19 protein-coding genes are annotated in these 15,657 nt (G+C 52.7%); 5 read left to right on the top strand and 14 right to left on the bottom strand.

What is annotated here, in order from left to right; genetic code table 11:
• The 9 genes from tuf to fkpA form a co-directional block, all read right to left on the bottom strand.
• Window positions 1-1,178 (bottom strand): elongation factor Tu (gene tuf, locus ABVN44_RS16320; protein ID WP_020979321.1); only part of this gene is annotated, 1,178 nt, incomplete at its 3' end.
• Window positions 1,179-1,249: 71 nt separating this feature from the next.
• Window positions 1,250-3,364 carry an elongation factor G gene (fusA, locus tag ABVN44_RS16315; protein WP_000124693.1) on the bottom strand — a complete coding sequence of 705 codons (2,115 nt, stop codon included), beginning with the start codon at window positions 3,362-3,364 and terminating at the stop codon, window positions 1,250-1,252.
• Between the two features lie 96 nt (window positions 3,365-3,460).
• The gene (gene rpsG, locus ABVN44_RS16310; RefSeq protein WP_001138043.1) at window positions 3,461-3,931 is read right to left on the bottom strand and encodes a 30S ribosomal protein S7; all 471 of its coding nucleotides are present in this window, start codon (window positions 3,929-3,931) and stop codon (window positions 3,461-3,463) included.
• A 95-nt stretch (window positions 3,932-4,026) separates the two neighbouring features.
• Window positions 4,027-4,401: a 30S ribosomal protein S12 gene (gene rpsL, locus ABVN44_RS16305; protein WP_000246815.1), complete on the bottom strand. Its 375-nt coding sequence runs from the start codon at window positions 4,399-4,401 to the stop codon at window positions 4,027-4,029.
• A gap of 125 nt (window positions 4,402-4,526) precedes the next feature.
• Window positions 4,527-4,814 (bottom strand): sulfurtransferase complex subunit TusB, encoded by a 288-nt coding sequence (gene tusB / locus ABVN44_RS16300; RefSeq protein WP_000903400.1) that lies wholly within the window; start codon window positions 4,812-4,814, stop codon window positions 4,527-4,529.
• Window positions 4,815-4,821: 7 nt separating this feature from the next.
• Complete coding sequence (gene tusC / locus ABVN44_RS16295; protein ID WP_000820705.1) at window positions 4,822-5,178, bottom strand: sulfurtransferase complex subunit TusC; 357 nt, start codon at window positions 5,176-5,178, stop codon at window positions 4,822-4,824.
• The gene (gene tusD, locus ABVN44_RS16290) at window positions 5,178-5,564 is read right to left on the bottom strand and encodes a sulfurtransferase complex subunit TusD (protein WP_001268011.1); all 387 of its coding nucleotides are present in this window, start codon (window positions 5,562-5,564) and stop codon (window positions 5,178-5,180) included. Before tusD ends, tusC begins: the two co-directional genes overlap by 1 nt.
• The gene (locus tag ABVN44_RS16285) at window positions 5,564-6,286 is read right to left on the bottom strand and encodes a transcriptional regulator (protein WP_000091471.1); all 723 of its coding nucleotides are present in this window, start codon (window positions 6,284-6,286) and stop codon (window positions 5,564-5,566) included. Before ABVN44_RS16285 ends, tusD begins: the two co-directional genes overlap by 1 nt.
• Window positions 6,287-6,562: 276 nt before the next feature.
• On the bottom strand, window positions 6,563-7,381 hold the full coding sequence (gene fkpA / locus ABVN44_RS16280; protein ID WP_000838222.1) for an FKBP-type peptidyl-prolyl cis-trans isomerase: 819 nt from the start codon (window positions 7,379-7,381) through the stop codon (window positions 6,563-6,565).
• 219 nt (window positions 7,382-7,600) lie between these two features.
• Between fkpA and ABVN44_RS16275 the strand changes: the two genes are divergently transcribed.
• Window positions 7,601-7,819 (top strand): protein SlyX, encoded by a 219-nt coding sequence (locus tag ABVN44_RS16275; protein ID WP_001152701.1) that lies wholly within the window; start codon window positions 7,601-7,603, stop codon window positions 7,817-7,819.
• A 188-nt stretch (window positions 7,820-8,007) separates the two neighbouring features.
• On the opposite strand, the gene slyD is transcribed toward ABVN44_RS16275, so the two are convergent.
• The 4 genes from slyD to kefG all read right to left on the bottom strand — a co-directional run bounded on the left by slyD (window position 8,008) and on the right by kefG (window position 11,259).
• A complete protein-coding gene (slyD, locus tag ABVN44_RS16270; RefSeq protein ID WP_000861341.1) occupies window positions 8,008-8,598 on the bottom strand; it encodes a peptidylprolyl isomerase in 591 nt (196 codons plus the stop codon).
• A 94-nt stretch (window positions 8,599-8,692) separates the two neighbouring features.
• Complete coding sequence (locus tag ABVN44_RS16265; RefSeq protein WP_001007735.1) at window positions 8,693-8,893, bottom strand: YheV family putative zinc ribbon protein; 201 nt, start codon at window positions 8,891-8,893, stop codon at window positions 8,693-8,695.
• A gap of 9 nt (window positions 8,894-8,902) precedes the next feature.
• Complete coding sequence (gene kefB / locus ABVN44_RS16260; protein ID WP_000398133.1) at window positions 8,903-10,708, bottom strand: glutathione-regulated potassium-efflux system protein KefB; 1,806 nt, start codon at window positions 10,706-10,708, stop codon at window positions 8,903-8,905.
• Window positions 10,708-11,259, bottom strand: a complete 552-nt coding sequence (gene kefG / locus ABVN44_RS16255; RefSeq protein ID WP_000081820.1) for a glutathione-regulated potassium-efflux system ancillary protein KefG — start codon at window positions 11,257-11,259, stop codon at window positions 10,708-10,710. The genes kefB and kefG overlap by 1 nt, the downstream gene beginning before the upstream one ends.
• 265 nt (window positions 11,260-11,524) lie before the next feature.
• On the opposite strand from kefG, the gene ABVN44_RS16250 reads away from it, so the two are divergent.
• On the top strand, window positions 11,525-13,432 hold the full coding sequence (locus ABVN44_RS16250; RefSeq protein ID WP_000634764.1) for an ABC transporter ATP-binding protein: 1,908 nt from the start codon (window positions 11,525-11,527) through the stop codon (window positions 13,430-13,432).
• A gap of 162 nt (window positions 13,433-13,594) precedes the next feature.
• Complete coding sequence (locus ABVN44_RS16245; RefSeq protein ID WP_023231898.1) at window positions 13,595-13,816, top strand: LysR family transcriptional regulator; 222 nt, start codon at window positions 13,595-13,597, stop codon at window positions 13,814-13,816.
• Between the two features lies 1 nt (window position 13,817).
• On the opposite strand, the gene ABVN44_RS16240 is transcribed toward ABVN44_RS16245, so the two are convergent.
• On the bottom strand, window positions 13,818-14,129 hold the full coding sequence (locus ABVN44_RS16240) for a monooxygenase (RefSeq protein ID WP_000047689.1): 312 nt from the start codon (window positions 14,127-14,129) through the stop codon (window positions 13,818-13,820).
• A gap of 197 nt (window positions 14,130-14,326) precedes the next feature.
• On the opposite strand from ABVN44_RS16240, the gene ABVN44_RS16235 reads away from it, so the two are divergent.
• Both ABVN44_RS16235 and ABVN44_RS16230 read left to right on the top strand, forming a co-directional pair.
• On the top strand, window positions 14,327-15,394 hold the full coding sequence (locus ABVN44_RS16235; RefSeq protein ID WP_077248395.1) for a hydrolase: 1,068 nt from the start codon (window positions 14,327-14,329) through the stop codon (window positions 15,392-15,394).
• A complete protein-coding gene (locus ABVN44_RS16230) occupies window positions 15,391-15,609 on the top strand; it encodes a YheU family protein (protein WP_000586568.1) in 219 nt (72 codons plus the stop codon). The genes ABVN44_RS16235 and ABVN44_RS16230 overlap by 4 nt, the downstream gene beginning before the upstream one ends.
• Window positions 15,610-15,657 lie beyond the last annotated feature (48 nt).

The raw sequence follows: 15,657 nt of genomic DNA, 5'->3' as shown, positions 1-15,657 counted from the left end.
AGAACTTTAGCAACAACGCCCGCGCCAACGGTACGGCCGCCTTCACGGATTGCGAAACGCAGACCGTCGTCCATTGCGATCGGGTGGATCAGGGTAACAACCATTTTGATGTTGTCGCCCGGCATTACCATCTCTACGCCTTCCGGCAGTTCGATGGTACCAGTCACGTCAGTAGTACGGAAGTAGAACTGCGGACGGTAGCCTTTGAAGAACGGAGTATGACGGCCGCCTTCATCTTTGGACAGAATGTACACTTCAGATTCGAACTTGGTGTGCGGCTTGATGGTGCCCGGCTTAGCCAGTACCTGACCACGTTCGATTTCTTCACGTTTGATACCACGCAGCAGAACACCTACGTTCTCACCGGCACGGCCTTCGTCCAGCAGTTTGCGGAACATTTCAACGCCAGTACAGGTAGACTTCTGAGTCTCTTTGATACCAACGATTTCAACTTCTTCGCCCACTTTGATGATACCGCGTTCTACACGACCGGTAACAACGGTACCACGACCGGAGATGGAGAATACGTCTTCGATCGGCAGCAGGAACGGCTTGTCAATCGCACGCTCTGGTTCCGGAATGTAAGAATCCAGGAAGCCAGCCAGTTCGATGATTTTCGCTTCCCACTCTGCGTCGCCTTCCAGCGCTTTCAGAGCAGAACCACGAACGATCGGAGTGTCGTCGCCCGGGAAGTCGTACTGAGACAGAAGTTCACGAACTTCCATTTCAACCAGTTCCAGCAGCTCTTCGTCATCAACCATGTCGCATTTGTTCAGGAACACGATGATGTACGGAACGCCTACCTGACGACCCAGCAGGATGTGCTCACGGGTCTGCGGCATCGGGCCGTCAGTCGCAGCAACAACCAGGATCGCGCCGTCCATCTGAGCAGCACCGGTGATCATGTTTTTAACATAGTCGGCGTGCCCCGGGCAGTCTACGTGTGCGTAGTGGCGGGTCGGGGTATCGTATTCAACGTGAGAAGTGTTGATGGTGATACCACGCGCTTTTTCTTCCGGCGCGTTATCGATCTGGTCGAATGCACGAGCAGCACCGCCGTAGGTTTTAGCCAGTACGGTGGTGATTGCAGCGGTCAGGGTAGTTTTACCGTGGTCAACGTGGCCGATGGTGCCGACGTTAACGTGCGGTTTTGTACGTTCAAATTTTTCTTTAGACACGGCTATATTCCTTACTATAGCGCTCTCCCCTTCAGGAGAGAGCACGGGATTTTGGTTTTTAACCCTGCGGCTTATTTACCACGGGCTTCGATTACGGCCTGAGCAACGTTGTTCGGCGCATCATCATACTTCAGGAATTCCATAGTGTACGATGCGCGACCTTTGGTCAGAGAACGCAGCTGAGTTGCATATCCGAACATTTCAGACAGCGGTACTTCAGCGTGGATCTTAACGCCTGTAACTTCAGATTCCTGACCTTTGAGCATACCACGACGGCGGCTAAGGTCGCCGATAACGTCACCGGTATTCTCTTCAGGTGTTTCTACTTCAACCTTCATGATCGGCTCAAGCAGAACTGGTTTTGCTTTCTTAAAGCCTTCTTTAAAGGCGATAGACGCAGCCAGTTTAAACGCCAGCTCAGAGGAGTCAACGTCATGGTAAGAACCGAAGTGCAGACGCACACCGAGATCAACTACCGGATAACCCGCCAGCGGGCCAGATTTCAGCTGCTCCTGGATGCCTTTATCAACGGCCGGGATGTATTCGCCAGGAATTACACCACCTTTGATGTCGTTGATGAACTCGTAACCTTTCGGGTTAGAGCCCGGCTCCAGCGGGTACATGTCGATAACAACATGACCATACTGACCGCGACCACCAGACTGTTTCGCGTGTTTACCTTCGATGTCGGTAACTTTCGCGCGAATCGCTTCGCGGTAAGCAACCTGAGGTTTACCCACGTTAGCTTCAACGTTGAATTCACGCTTCATACGGTCAACGATGATATCCAGGTGAAGTTCACCCATACCAGCGATGATGGTCTGGTTAGATTCTTCATCAGTCCATACGCGGAATGACGGGTCTTCTTTCGCCAGACGGCCCAGAGCCAGACCCATTTTTTCCTGGTCAGCTTTGGTTTTCGGTTCTACCGCGATGGAGATTACCGGCTCAGGGAATTCCATACGTTCCAGAATGATCGGGTTTTCCGGATCACACAGGGTGTCACCGGTAGTCACGTCTTTCAGGCCGATAGCAGCCGCGATGTCGCCCGCGCGAACTTCTTTGATCTCTTCACGTTTGTTGGCGTGCATCTGAACGATACGACCGAAACGCTCACGTGCGGTTTTCACGGAGTTCAGTACGGTATCACCAGAGTTAACCACACCGGAGTACACACGGAAGAAGGTCAGGTTACCCACAAACGGGTCGGTAGCGATTTTGAACGCCAGCGCAGAGAACGGCTCGTCGTCGCTTGCGTGACGCTCAGCCGGAGTATCTTTACCGTCGTCCAGAATACCGTTGATCGCAGGTACGTCTACCGGGGATGGCAGGTAATCAATTACCGCATCCAGCATCGCCTGAACACCTTTGTTCTTGAATGCAGAACCACAGGTTACCAGGATGATTTCGTTGTTCAGAACGCGCTGACGCAGAGCTTGTTTGATCTCTTCTTCAGTCAGTTCTTCACCACCCAGGTATTTTTCCATCAGCTCTTCAGAAGCTTCTGCGGCGGACTCGATCAGGTTCTGGTGCCATTCGTTAGCCAGGTCCTGCATGTCAGCCGGGATATCTTCGTATTCGAAGGTAACGCCCTGGTCGGCATCGTTCCAGTTGATGGCTTTCATTTTCACCAGGTCAACAACGCCGGTGAAACCTTCTTCAGCACCAATTGCCAGCTGCAGCGGAACCGGGTTCGCGCCCAGACGGGTTTTGATCTGACCAACAACTTTCAGGAAGTTCGCGCCCATGCGGTCCATTTTGTTAACGAACGCAATACGCGGAACTTTGTATTTGTTTGCCTGACGCCATACGGTTTCAGACTGCGGCTGAACACCACCAACTGCGCAGTAAACCATTACCGCACCATCGAGAACACGCATGGAACGTTCTACTTCGATAGTGAAGTCAACGTGCCCCGGGGTGTCGATGATGTTGATGCGATGCGGTTCATACTGCTTAGCCATACCAGACCAGAATGCAGTAGTCGCTGCGGAGGTGATAGTAATACCACGCTCCTGCTCCTGCTCCATCCAGTCCATGGTAGCTGCGCCGTCATGAACTTCACCGATTTTGTGGTTTACACCGGTGTAGAACAGAATACGTTCGGTAGTAGTGGTTTTACCGGCGTCGATGTGCGCACTGATACCGATATTACGGTAGCGTGCGATGGGTGTTGTACGAGCCATTTGATTCCTCGTTGATATCTTTAGGCGTTCAGTTAAGTTATCCAAAACGGGCGACTTACCTGAAGCGCCCGCCTGGTGACTATGACTCCGAAGGGATTACCAACGGTAGTGTGCGAACGCCTTGTTGGCTTCTGCCATACGGTGAACGTCTTCACGTTTCTTAACTGCAGTACCTTTGTTTTCTGCAGCGTCAGAAAGTTCGTTCGCCAGGCGCAGAGCCATGGATTTATCACCGCGTTTACGAGCAGCTTCTACGATCCAACGCATTGCCAGAGCATTACGACGGACCGGACGGACTTCAACTGGTACCTGATAAGTAGAACCACCTACACGGCGGGATTTAACTTCTACAGTCGGGCGAACGTTTTCGAGAGCGACTTCGAAAGCTTCCAGTTCAGATTTACCAGAACGCTGAGCCAGGGTCTCCAGCGCGCTGTATACGATTGATTCTGCAGTAGATTTTTTACCATCTACCATCAGGATATTGACAAATTTAGCCAGCAGTTCTGATCCGAACTTCGGATCCGGCAGAATTTTACGCTGACCAATGACGCGACGACGTGGCATGGAAATACTCCGTTGTTAATTCAGGATTGTCCAAAACTCTACGAGTTTAGTTTGACATTAATTTAAAACGTTTGGCCTTACTTAACGGAGAACCATTAAGCCTTAGGACGCTTCACGCCGTACTTAGAACGAGCTTGCTTACGGTCTTTAACGCCGGAGCAGTCAAGCGCGCCACGAACGGTGTGGTAACGAACACCCGGGAGGTCTTTAACACGACCGCCACGGATCAGGATCACGGAGTGCTCCTGCAGGTTGTGACCTTCACCACCGATGTAGGAAGTCACTTCAAAACCGTTAGTCAGACGAACACGGCAAACTTTACGCAGTGCGGAGTTCGGTTTTTTAGGAGTGGTAGTATATACACGAGTACATACGCCACGTTTTTGCGGGCATGCTTCCAGCGCAGGCACGTTGCTTTTCGCAACTTTGCGAGCACGTGGTTTGCGTACCAGCTGGTTAACTGTTGCCATTAAATAGCTCCTGGTTTTAGCTTTTGCTTCGTAAACACGTAATAAAACGCCCTCACACAATATGAGGACGCCGAATTTTAGGGCGGTGTCGAAAAGGTGTCAAGAAATATACAACGATCCCGCCATCACCAGGCCATCTGGTTGGCATACTTAACCGTGAGTCTGACAAACTCAGTATAGTCAACCCTGACGACACTGTCTGAAATTTGACCACCCAGGCCACGGGCGTCAATATCTTCTTTCAAGGCATAGACCGTTATGGGGGCATCGCGCAGACTTTCAAGGAAGCGGTTACCTTCAATCGCGACGGTAACGCCATCCTGGAGCAACAAAAGCGCATCGCCCTCTTTTAGCAGGCGCAGCAAAGCGGGAAAATCAACGCTCGAAGCGCAATGAGGTAAGGTATGCAGCATAAACGCCTCAGAATCTCAGGATGACATCATAGTTGCCAAGCTCGCGGCGTAACGCCACGGGTTCCAGCGGCGTGGCGTCTACCACAAAATTAACGTTTTCCAGACCACGCTCGCGCAGCGATGCCGCGCAGATCCAGCATTGATCAATATCGTACAAATCAAAGAGCTTGAAAGTAGCAATATAGTCACGCGCCAGCACAGCGTCTGGTTTTTGTCCGGGTAATAACTGAAAGACGCCGTCGCTGATAAAAAAGACGCCCAGCGCTTCCGTTAGCGCTGACGTCGCCAGCAGCGCATCCAGCCCTTCACGACCTGAGGCGCTGCCGTGCGGCGCGGTGGAAAAGACAAATGCAATACGTTTCATTAAAACTGCACCACCCGATCGCAGGTGAGAGAAGCCTCCGCCAGCGCGCCCAGGCCGCTTAGCGTAAAGCCCGGCTGAAGATTGGCGGACGGCAACTCCAGTCTGCCGGCTTCAGTTTCATCAATAATACCGCGACGAAGCGCCGCCGCGACACAGATGTTCAGCGCTACGCCATGCTGCGTATTCAATTTCTGCCAGGCGCGTACCAGATCATATTCATCGCTCGCCGGCGAGGTCAGGAGATTGGCGTTATAGACCCCTTCCCGATAGAAAAAGACGCTGGCTAACTCATGCCCCTCATTGAGCAGCGCGTGGGCGAACTGCAATGCGCTGCTGGCCTGCTGGGTGCCATATGCCGGCCCGGTGACCATAATGGCATAACGCATTATTTATCCTGCCCCTGAAAATCGCCGCTTTTGAACTGGCGAATATAGAGGTAAACCGTGTGCTTTGAGATATTCAGACGATCGGCTACCTGATTAATGGCGTCTTTAATATCGAAAATGCCTTTTTCGTACAGGTTAAGGACGATCTGACGATTTTTCGCATTGTTAGAGACATTACGATCGGCATTCACTTCTTCGATCGTGAACTCCAGCGTCTGGGTGACTAAATCTTCGACTGAGGAGGCAAAATTAACCGCTGAGCCGACTTCCGGCGTTTCCGGCGGAATAAAGGTATTCATAATCTGTGAAAATGGCACATCAAGATTCATGTTGATGCACAGTAGACCAATGACGCGCTGCTCGCGGTTGCGAATGGCAATCGTCAACGACTTCATCAAGACACCGCTTTTCGCGCGCGTGAAATAGCATTTCGACACGCTACTGTCCGCCCCTGTCATGTCGTGCAACATACGCAACGCCAGGTCGGTAATCGGCGAGCCAATTTTACGGCCCGTATGTTCGCCATTGGCAATACGAATGGCTGAACATTTTAGATCCTGCAAAGAGTGCAATACGATTTCACAATGGGAACCTATAAGCATCGCTAACCCGTCCACTACCGCTTCGTAGGATTTCAGAATATCGAAGTCGGTTTGCTCGAAGGGACGCTGATCCAGCAAATCAAGTTCACTGGTTTCGTTGGTTAAAAGCGACCTGGACATGAAAAAAAACACTCCTTTTCAGGAGCCTGTCGTTATGTTTTCAGGGCAGGCTCATTATTTACGCGGATGATTAAATTAATACAGTGAGGGTTCATCTTTCCAGTACTAATTTGCTCGTCTATTTCAGACTACGTGTGCGTTGGCGGTCATTCAGCCTACGGTCTCGCCCTTAACGACCAGCACAAGCGCCGTTATCCGCAAATCAAATTATGGTGAGTAATATATCCGGCCTGAATAAAAAAAACCGCCGCTATTACAAGCGGCGGCTCTCAGTTTTTATTTTTTAGCAGCATCTGCGGCTTTAGCGTCAGCCGCATCGGCAGGTTTAGCATCCGCTTTCGGCGCTGGTTTGATATCCAGCAGCTCTACGTCGAATACCAGGGTGGAGTTCGCCGGGATACCCGGGACGCCCGTTTTACCGTAGGCCAGCGCCGGTGGGATAACCAGCTTGATCTTGCCGCCTTTCTTAATATTTTTCAGGCCTTCAGTCCAGCCTGGGATAACGCCGTCCAGACGGAAGGAGAGCGGTTCGCCGCGCGTGTAAGAGTTATCAAACTCTTTACCGTCGATCAGCGTACCTTTGTAGTTCACCACAACGGTATCGCTATCTTTCGGCGCCTCGCCTGTGCCTTCTTTCTCTACTTTGTAAAGCAGACCGGTAGAGGAGGTTTTCACGCCTTTCTCTTTAGCAAAAGCGTCGCGGAACGCTTTACCTTTTGCTTCGTTATCGGCAGCGTCTTTTTCCATCTTCGCCTGAGCAGCGCTCTTCACGCGTGCTTCAAACGTCTGCAGCGTTTGCTCAATTTCCTGATCGGACAGTTTGCTCTTATCGGCAAAGGCATCCTGAACGCCGGCAATCAACTGATCTTTATCCAGTTTGATGCCCAACTTTTCCTGCTCTTTAAGCGAATTTTCCATGTAACGACCCAGCGAGGCGCCCAGCGCATAAGCCGCTTTTTGATCGTCGTTTTTAAATGCTGCTTTGCTATCAGCGGTAGCTGCCGGTTTCGCCGCATCAGCAGCAAAAGTGATCGGTGCGTGCATAGCAACGGCCATCGTCGTTGCCAGCAGAGTGGCTTTAAACAGTGATTTCATCCATATCTCCAGGGCCGGGGCATCTCGCCCCATGTTAACTTACGTAAGAAGCGTACTATAAATCGTTGCAGAACAAATCAACATACGAACACGCCCTATTATCACTTCTTTTCAGACTCTTTTTGTTTAAATTAGTTTCGTAGGGCGCGTAATGGTTGCTGTGAAAGCCGGTAAAGTTAAGTAGAATCCGCCGACGGAGACAACATAAAGAGGTACATCATGCAGGATATCACGATGGAAGCTCGTCTGGCTGAACTGGAAAGCCGTCTGGCGTTCCAGGAGATTACCATAGAAGAACTAAACCTGACGGTAACCGCACATGAAATGGAGATGGCGAAGCTGCGCGATCATCTGCGTTTGCTCACGGAAAAGTTAAAAGCCAGTCAGCCGTCAAATATCGCCTCTCAGGCAGAAGAAACGCCGCCGCCGCATTATTGAGACGAAAAAAAAGCGGGGTTAACCCGCTTTTTTTGTGCCCGATGATTTATCGAACCAATGATAATACCCTAACGATTTCGAGTCACAGCAAGGCGGCAAGCTTGAAAATTCCCCGGGAGCATAGATAACTATGTGACCGGGGTTTGAAAGCGTAGCCAACACCGCGGTGGCTTGAAAGACGACGGGGATTAATGGCAACCGCAGCCGCCTTTACCACCACCGCCGCAGCAGCCTTCGCCGCCGTGCTCGTGACCATGGTCATGACCATGACCGCCACAGCAGCCATCTTCACCGTGATCGTGGTGGTGATCGTGCGCGCCGTGAACATGACCGTGAGCCAGTTCTTCTTCAGTCGCTTCACGAATCGCAACAACTTCTACGTTAAATTTCAGATTCTGGCCCGCCAGCATGTGGTTACCATCAACCACAACGTGATCGTCTTCCACTTCGGTAATCTCTACCGGTACCGGGCCCTGGTCGGTTTCCGCCAGGAAACGCATCCCTACCTGCAGTTCATCAACGCCCATAAAGACGTCTTTAGGCACACGCTGCACCAGATTTTCGTCATACTGGCCGTAAGCGTCGTTCGCGCCAACAGCGACATCAAATTTGTCGCCAACTTCATGGCCTTCCAGCGCGGTTTCCAGACCAGAGATCAGGGAGCCGTGACCGTGCAGGTAATCCAGCGGCGCACTCACCGGAGACTCATCAACCAACACACCGTCTTCTGTACGTACCTGATAGGCCAGGCTGACCACCAGGTCTTTTGCTACTTTCATGATATCTCCTGAGCATGGGAAGAATAGTGGCGCAGATTGTAGCGGAATTCTGCAGCCGTGTACCCCTTAGCTTAAAAAAACCTGCGGCATATCGCTAGTCCGGATGAAAAATCCCGATCACTTGCTCTTCTTTGCGAACATGCTCGCGAACGTCTTTATCCGCTTCCCGCATTTGATGCCCGCACTTAACGCATTCAACAATATCGACATTATTTTCACGCCACATCGCCATTGTATCCTGCGCCTGACAGGCCGGACATTTCGCGCCTGCAATAAAACGTTTACGGATTGCCATTGTTCACCTCTACTCAAATTCATCCCAGCCATCCAACTGGCGCCGTTCCTGTTGCATTTCGCGCTGAAAAATCTCCTCCAGTTCGCGTCGGGCCTCTCTGGCGCGCGAAATCTGTACCATGTCGCTATGCTCCGGGATCAGCTCCCGCAACATTCGCATATCCAGCCGACGAAAATGCAACTGCGCGCGTTGCGCCTGATGCGGATGCATACCTAACGACACCAGAGTTTTACGTCCCAGTTCCAGCGCGCTGGAAAACGTTTCACGGGAAAACTGCGTGACGCCAGCCTGTAATAACTCATGGGCCTCCACACGTCCACGCGCTCGCGCAAGAATATGCAGATGAGGAAAATGCTGCTGACACAGCGCCACCAGCTTCATCGTGTCTTCCGGTTCATTACACGTGATGACTATCGACTCCGCCGCTTCCGCGCCCGCAGAACGCAGCAGCTCGACTTGTGTAGCGTCGCCGTAATACACTTTATAACCATATTTGCGCATCAGATTAACGGCGCCGATATCGCGTTCCAGCACGGTGATACGCATCTTATTCGCCATCAATAAGCGAGCGATCACCTGACCAAAACGGCCAAAGCCGACGACAATTACCTGGGGCTTATCATCCTCAACCCACGGCTTTTCATCATTCTCTTCCGGGCCATTAAGGCGGCGCGATAACCACTTATCAATCCCTTTCATCAGTAGCGGCGTGGTCATCATTGATAACGTGACAGTCACCAATAATAACGCCATCTGATCGCCCTGAAACAGGCGCTGAGAAGAGGCGGTAGAAAAGAGCACAAAAGCGAACTCGCCCCCCTGACTCAGCACGCTGGCAAACTGCATCCGTTCAGAACTTCTTATTCCATATAACCGCGCCAGCAGATACAGCGTCAGCATTTTTATGACGACCAGAATAACAACGCTCGCCGCCACCCACAGTAAATGGGTATAAAGTACGCCGAGATTTAGCGACATACCGACGGAGATAAAGAACAGCCCAAGCAGTAAACCTTTAAAGGGATCGATAGCGTTTTCCAGCTCATGCCGGTATTCACTCTCTGCCAGTAAAACGCCGGCAATGAAGGTTCCTAGGGCCATCGACAGTCCCAGCGCGTCCATAAATAAGGCGGCGCTCAACACCAGCAACAGCGTCGCGGCAGTGAAGACCTCCCGCACGCCGGACGCAGCAATAAAACGAAATACCGGGCGCAACAGGTAACGACCGCCAATCAGCATTACCGCGAAAGCCAGTACCTTCATTGCCACTTTAAACCAGTCGAAATGCTCGTCGGCCGATCCCGCCAACAAAGGCACCAACGCCAGCGCGGGGATCACCGCTAAATCCTGAAACAGTAAGACGGAAAACCCTAACTGCCCGGACTCGCTACGGTTCATGCCTTTCTCGCGCATCAGTTGTAGCGCCATCGCCGTCGAAGACATCGCCAGGCCAATCCCGCCGACGACCGCCGCCTGCCATAAGAAATCAGCAAGCATCAATAATCCCGCCAGCACCGCCGCGCTTAACAGCACCTGAGCAGCGCCGACGCCGAAGATAGAGCGCCGCAGTTGCCAAAGCCGGGACGGATTGAGTTCGAGACCAATGATAAACATCAGAAACACGACGCCCAGTTCGGAAAAGTGCAGGATCTCGTCAACGTCGCTGATAAATCCCAGCCCCCACGGACCAATCGCGATTCCCGCCAGCAAATACCCTAGCACCGCGCCGATGCCCAGCCTCGCGGCCAGCGGCACCGCCGCTACCGCCGCGAAGAGGAACAACACTCCCGCGGTCAATAAATCAGCACCTTCCATCAATAGCCTCCCGCGCTCACAGGATTCGCCAGCCACTCGCCATAGGCTTTCGCATGGCTGGCCAGCGTCTGCGGCGACTGGCGGCGCGCCCAGTACACAATAATGGGCGGCATCCAGTGCATCCGGCACATGGCCGCGGTCAGTTCAAAAGGGCGGAGTACATCGCTCATTGGATAGCGGTTTAGCGCGTCATACCGGTAAGCGCTCTCCGGCTCGCCGGTCGTAATCACGCTACGCCAGTACTTTCCCACCAGTTGGTTTCCCCCTGGTCCGCTGGCGAACCCTCGACTCAAAACGCGATCAAGCCATTCTTTCAGTAAAGCCGGACAGCTATAGGTGTAAAGGGGATGCTGAAAAACAATGACGTCGTGCTCACGTAACAGGGCTTGTTCATAGGGCGTATCGATAAAAAAATCAGGATAGCGCGCATAAAGATCGTGCACGGTTACGTTATTGTGCTGTATGGCCGGTTTAAGCAGTACCCGGTTAGCAACCGAGTCCTGAGATTCCGGATGGGCATACAACAGCAAGACTTTCGCTGGCTGAGACATCAATCCCCCTCCCGGTTGTTTTGGGTCGATACATGCCATTCTTCAGGCCGCTTCTACGTTGACAGCGTTTGTTCAACTCAGAAACGTACTCCATGTCCGCCGCTGGGGATTAATGAGAGATATTCTTGTCCCTCACCAAAGGCGACCTGAATGATTTTGTGTATCGTTGTTGTTTTGAGCTACCATTGCGCTCCAGCGCGGCGGTACGCCCGAATATTACATTATCATAATGATAAATTAACATAGTCTGAACATACGGCGCCTTATGATTGTTTTCTCCTCGTTACAAATTCGTCGCGGCGTGCGCGTCCTACTGGACAATGCCTCGGCTACCATTAATCCAGGCCAGAAAGTCGGCCTGGTGGGTAAAAACGGCTGCGGTAAATCTACCCTGCTGGCATTGCTAAAAAATGAAATTAGCGCCGATGCCGGAAGTTTTACCCTGCCCGGAACCTGGCAATTAGCGTGGGTGAATCAGGAAACACCTGCGTTGCCTCAGCCAGCGATTGAGTATGTCATTGACGGCGACCGTGAATACCGGCAGCTGGAGGCGCAGCTTAACGACGCCAACGAACGTAACGACGGACATGCTATCGCCTCCATACATGGCAAGCTGGATGCCATCGACGCATGGACCGTTCGTTCGCGCGCCGCCAGCCTGTTACACGGCCTCGGCTTCTCTAACGATCAGCTGGAACGTCCGGTCAGCGACTTTTCCGGCGGCTGGCGGATGCGCCTTAACCTGGCTCAGGCGCTGATTTGCCGTTCCGATTTACTGCTGCTCGACGAACCGACCAACCACCTCGATCTGGATGCCGTTATCTGGCTGGAAAAATGGCTGAAGAGCTATCCGGGCACCCTGATTTTGATCTCCCACGATCGCGATTTTCTTGACCCGATAGTGGATAAAATTATCCATATCGAACAGCAGACTCTGTTCGAGTACACCGGCAACTACAGCGCGTTTGAAGTTCAGCGCGCCACGCGCCTGGCGCAGCAGCAGGCGATGTATGAGAGTCAGCAGGAGCGTGTGGCGCATCTGCAAAGCTACATCGACCGTTTCCGCGCTAAAGCGACCAAGGCCAAGCAGGCGCAAAGCCGTATCAAGATGCTGGAGCGTATGGAGCTGATTGCGCCGGCTCATGTCGACAACCCGTTCCATTTCAGCTTCCGCGCGCCGGAAAGCCTGCCGAACCCGCTGCTGAAGATGGAAAAAGTCAGCGCAGGTTATGGCGATCGCATCATTCTGGAATCCATCAAGCTGAACCTGGTGCCCGGCTCGCGTATCGGCCTGCTGGGTCGCAACGGCGCGGGGAAATCGACGCTGATCAAGCTGCTGGCGGGCGAACTGGAACCGTTGCACGGTGAAATCGGCCTCGCCAAAGGCATTAAGCTCGGCTACTTCGCCCAGCACCAACTGGAGTTCCTGCGCGCCGATGAATCCCCGCTGCAACATATGGCGCGTCTGGCGCCGCAGGAACTGGAGCAGAAGCTGCGCGACTATCTCGGCGGCTTCGGTTTCCAGGGCGACAAAGTAACGGAAGAGACGCAACGCTTCTCCGGCGGCGAGAAAGCGCGCCTGGTGCTGGCGCTGATCGTCTGGCAGCGTCCAAATCTGCTGTTGCTCGATGAACCAACCAACCACCTGGATCTCGACATGCGTCAGGCGCTCACCGAAGCGCTGATTGATTTTGAAGGCGCATTGGTCGTCGTGTCGCACGACCGCCACCTGATTCGCTCCACCACTGACGACCTCTATCTGGTTCACGACAAAAAGGTCGAACCGTTCGACGGCGACCTGGAAGATTATCAGCAGTGGCTGAGCGACGTGCAGAAGCAGGAAAACCAGGCCGACGACGCGCCGAAGGAAAACAACGCCAACAGCGCCCAGTCACGCAAAGATCAGAAGCGTCGCGAAGCCGAGCTACGCACTCTGACGCAGCCGCTGCGTAAAGAGATTACCCGTCTGGAAAAAGAGATGGAAAAGCTCAACGCCCAGTTAGCACAGGCGGAAGAGAAGCTCGGCGACAGCAGCCTGTATGACCCAAGCCGTAAAGCGGAGATGACCGAGTGCCTACAACTGCAGGCCAGCGCCAAATCCGGGCTGGAAGCGTGTGAAATGGCATGGCTTGAGGCGCAGGAGCAGCTTGAGCAGATGATGCAGAACGACTAAGAGCCTATCCCATTAGGCTATTTTATTCGCCATTTTAGGGCCGGGCAGTGCTCGAAATCCTCACGTACTATGTGTACGCTCCGGTTTCTGCGCGCTGTCCTGCCCCAAACTGGCTTCAACAATTACGCCTACTGGGATAGGCTCTAACGCACGGGGCGGACGATGAACCTGTCAATCACTGATGACATTACCTTCCGCAAGCTCACCATCTTCATGACCTTTATGGAGAAGGGTAACATCGCCCGCACCGCCGAGGCGCTGCACACGCTGGAAGAGAACGTTCGTTGTCCGCTGTTCGTCCATAAAGGCCTCTTCGGTACTCGTCCCGATATAAAGGTTACCGTTGCGGTCGGCAGCACCGGAACAGAAGCCTGCGTTATGTGATTTAGCGGCAAAGGTTGCCGTGATTTATTTTCGTCAGCGCGTCGTTCACGCCAAATAATTTAAACGTCACCTCATCAACGCCAAGATTTTTCAGACGCGCAGTGTGTTTTTTAATATAAGCCTGCGCCGTTTCTTCGGATTCAAACAAGTAAATGCCGCCAGCTTGCTGGTTTTTCTCGCTTTCTGTCCAGATTTTCCAGATGAAGCCCGGCTCCTCATTGATAGACTCCGCCAGCCCGACCAGTTGCTGAGTCATCTCCTCGCCAAAAGGGCCGCTAAAGTTAAAATGGATCTGTAAAAGTGTCTTCGACATGCCTTCTCCTTGAGTCGCATAACTATCGTGTTGCCACACTACCACGATTAATTCGGCTGATGCAGGGGTTCACGCGATTTCTGTGGGGTATTGCGCGCGCCTTGCATACCGCCCCCTCTGGTGAAATGAGGCGCAATTTTATTTCGCCAGACGACCAATTGAACGTAAAATCACATATTGACTAATCTGTGAACCTTATGCGCGGTATAGTATTGTTTCCAATTATCAATTGTTCTGGTGCTATGGTTGAGATCACGTCCACAGAAATGACCCCGCCTGTCAATGACTCGCATGAATTTATTCCCATGCGTGGCATTCGTAATCGCCATTTACAAACTATGCTGCCGCGTTTAATCCGCCGCAAAGTGAAGTTCAACGCCCACTGGCAGCGGCTGGAGCTACCGGACGGCGATTTTGTCGATCTGGCATGGAGCGAAGATCCGCAACAGGCAAAGCATAAACCGCGGCTGGTGGTCTTTCACGGTCTGGAAGGCAGCCTGAACAGCCCCTATGCCCACGGGCTGATTGAGGCGGCGCAAAAGCGCGGCTGGCTGGGCGTGGTGATGCACTTTCGCGGCTGTAGCGGCGAGCCCAACCGTCTGAATCGTATTTACCACTCCGGTGAAACGGAGGATGGAGCCTGGTTTTTACGCTGGCTACAGCGGGAGTTCGGCACCGTTCCGACAGCCGCCGTGGGCTATTCGCTCGGCGGTAATATGCTGGCGTGCCTGCTGGCGAAAGAAGGCCGCGATATTCCCATCGAGGCGGCGGTGATTGTTTCTGCGCCCTTTGTTCTCGAAGCCTGTAGCTACCACATGGACAAAGGGTTTTCCCGCGTCTATCAGCGTTATTTGCTTAATCTGTTAAAAGCGAATGCGTCACGCAAACTGGCGGCGTACCCCGGGTCGCTGCCGGTGAATCTGGCGCAACTGAAATCAATGCGCCGAATTCGTGAGTTTGACGACCTGATCACCGCGAAAATTCACGGCTTTGCCGACGCCATCGACTACTATCGTCAGTGTAGCGCCATGCCGTTGCTTAACCAGATTGCTAAACCGACGCTGATTATTCACGCTAAAGACGATCCGTTTATGGATCATCATGTGATCCCTAAAGCGGAAGATCTGCCCCCGCAGGTGGAGTATCAGCTAACTGAGCATGGCGGACACGTAGGATTTATCGGCGGTACGCCGCTGCGCCCTGAAATGTGGCTGGAACGCCGAATTCCTGACTGGCTGACAACGTACCTGGAGGCGTCATCATGATCATTCCCTGGCAGGGGCTCGCCCCCGACACGCTGGACAACCTGATCGAAAGCTTTGTGTTGCGCGAAGGCACCGATTATGGTGAACATGAACGTTCGCTTGAACAAAAAGTCGCTGACGTAAAACGCCAACTGCAATCCGGCGAGGCCGTGCTGGTATGGTCTGAATTACATGAAACGGTCAATATTATGCCGAAAAAGCAGTTTCGCGAATAAAACGCCTTTGCCGACAATACATTATTACTAAAGCTCAATCATGGAGTT

The sequence above is a fragment of the Salmonella sp. SJTUF15570 genome (assembly GCF_043357055.1).
Classification (GTDB): Bacteria; Pseudomonadota; Gammaproteobacteria; order Enterobacterales; family Enterobacteriaceae; genus Salmonella; species Salmonella enterica.
Note: the sequence above shows the minus strand (reverse complement) of the source record. Positions and strands in the feature narration are given on the sequence as shown.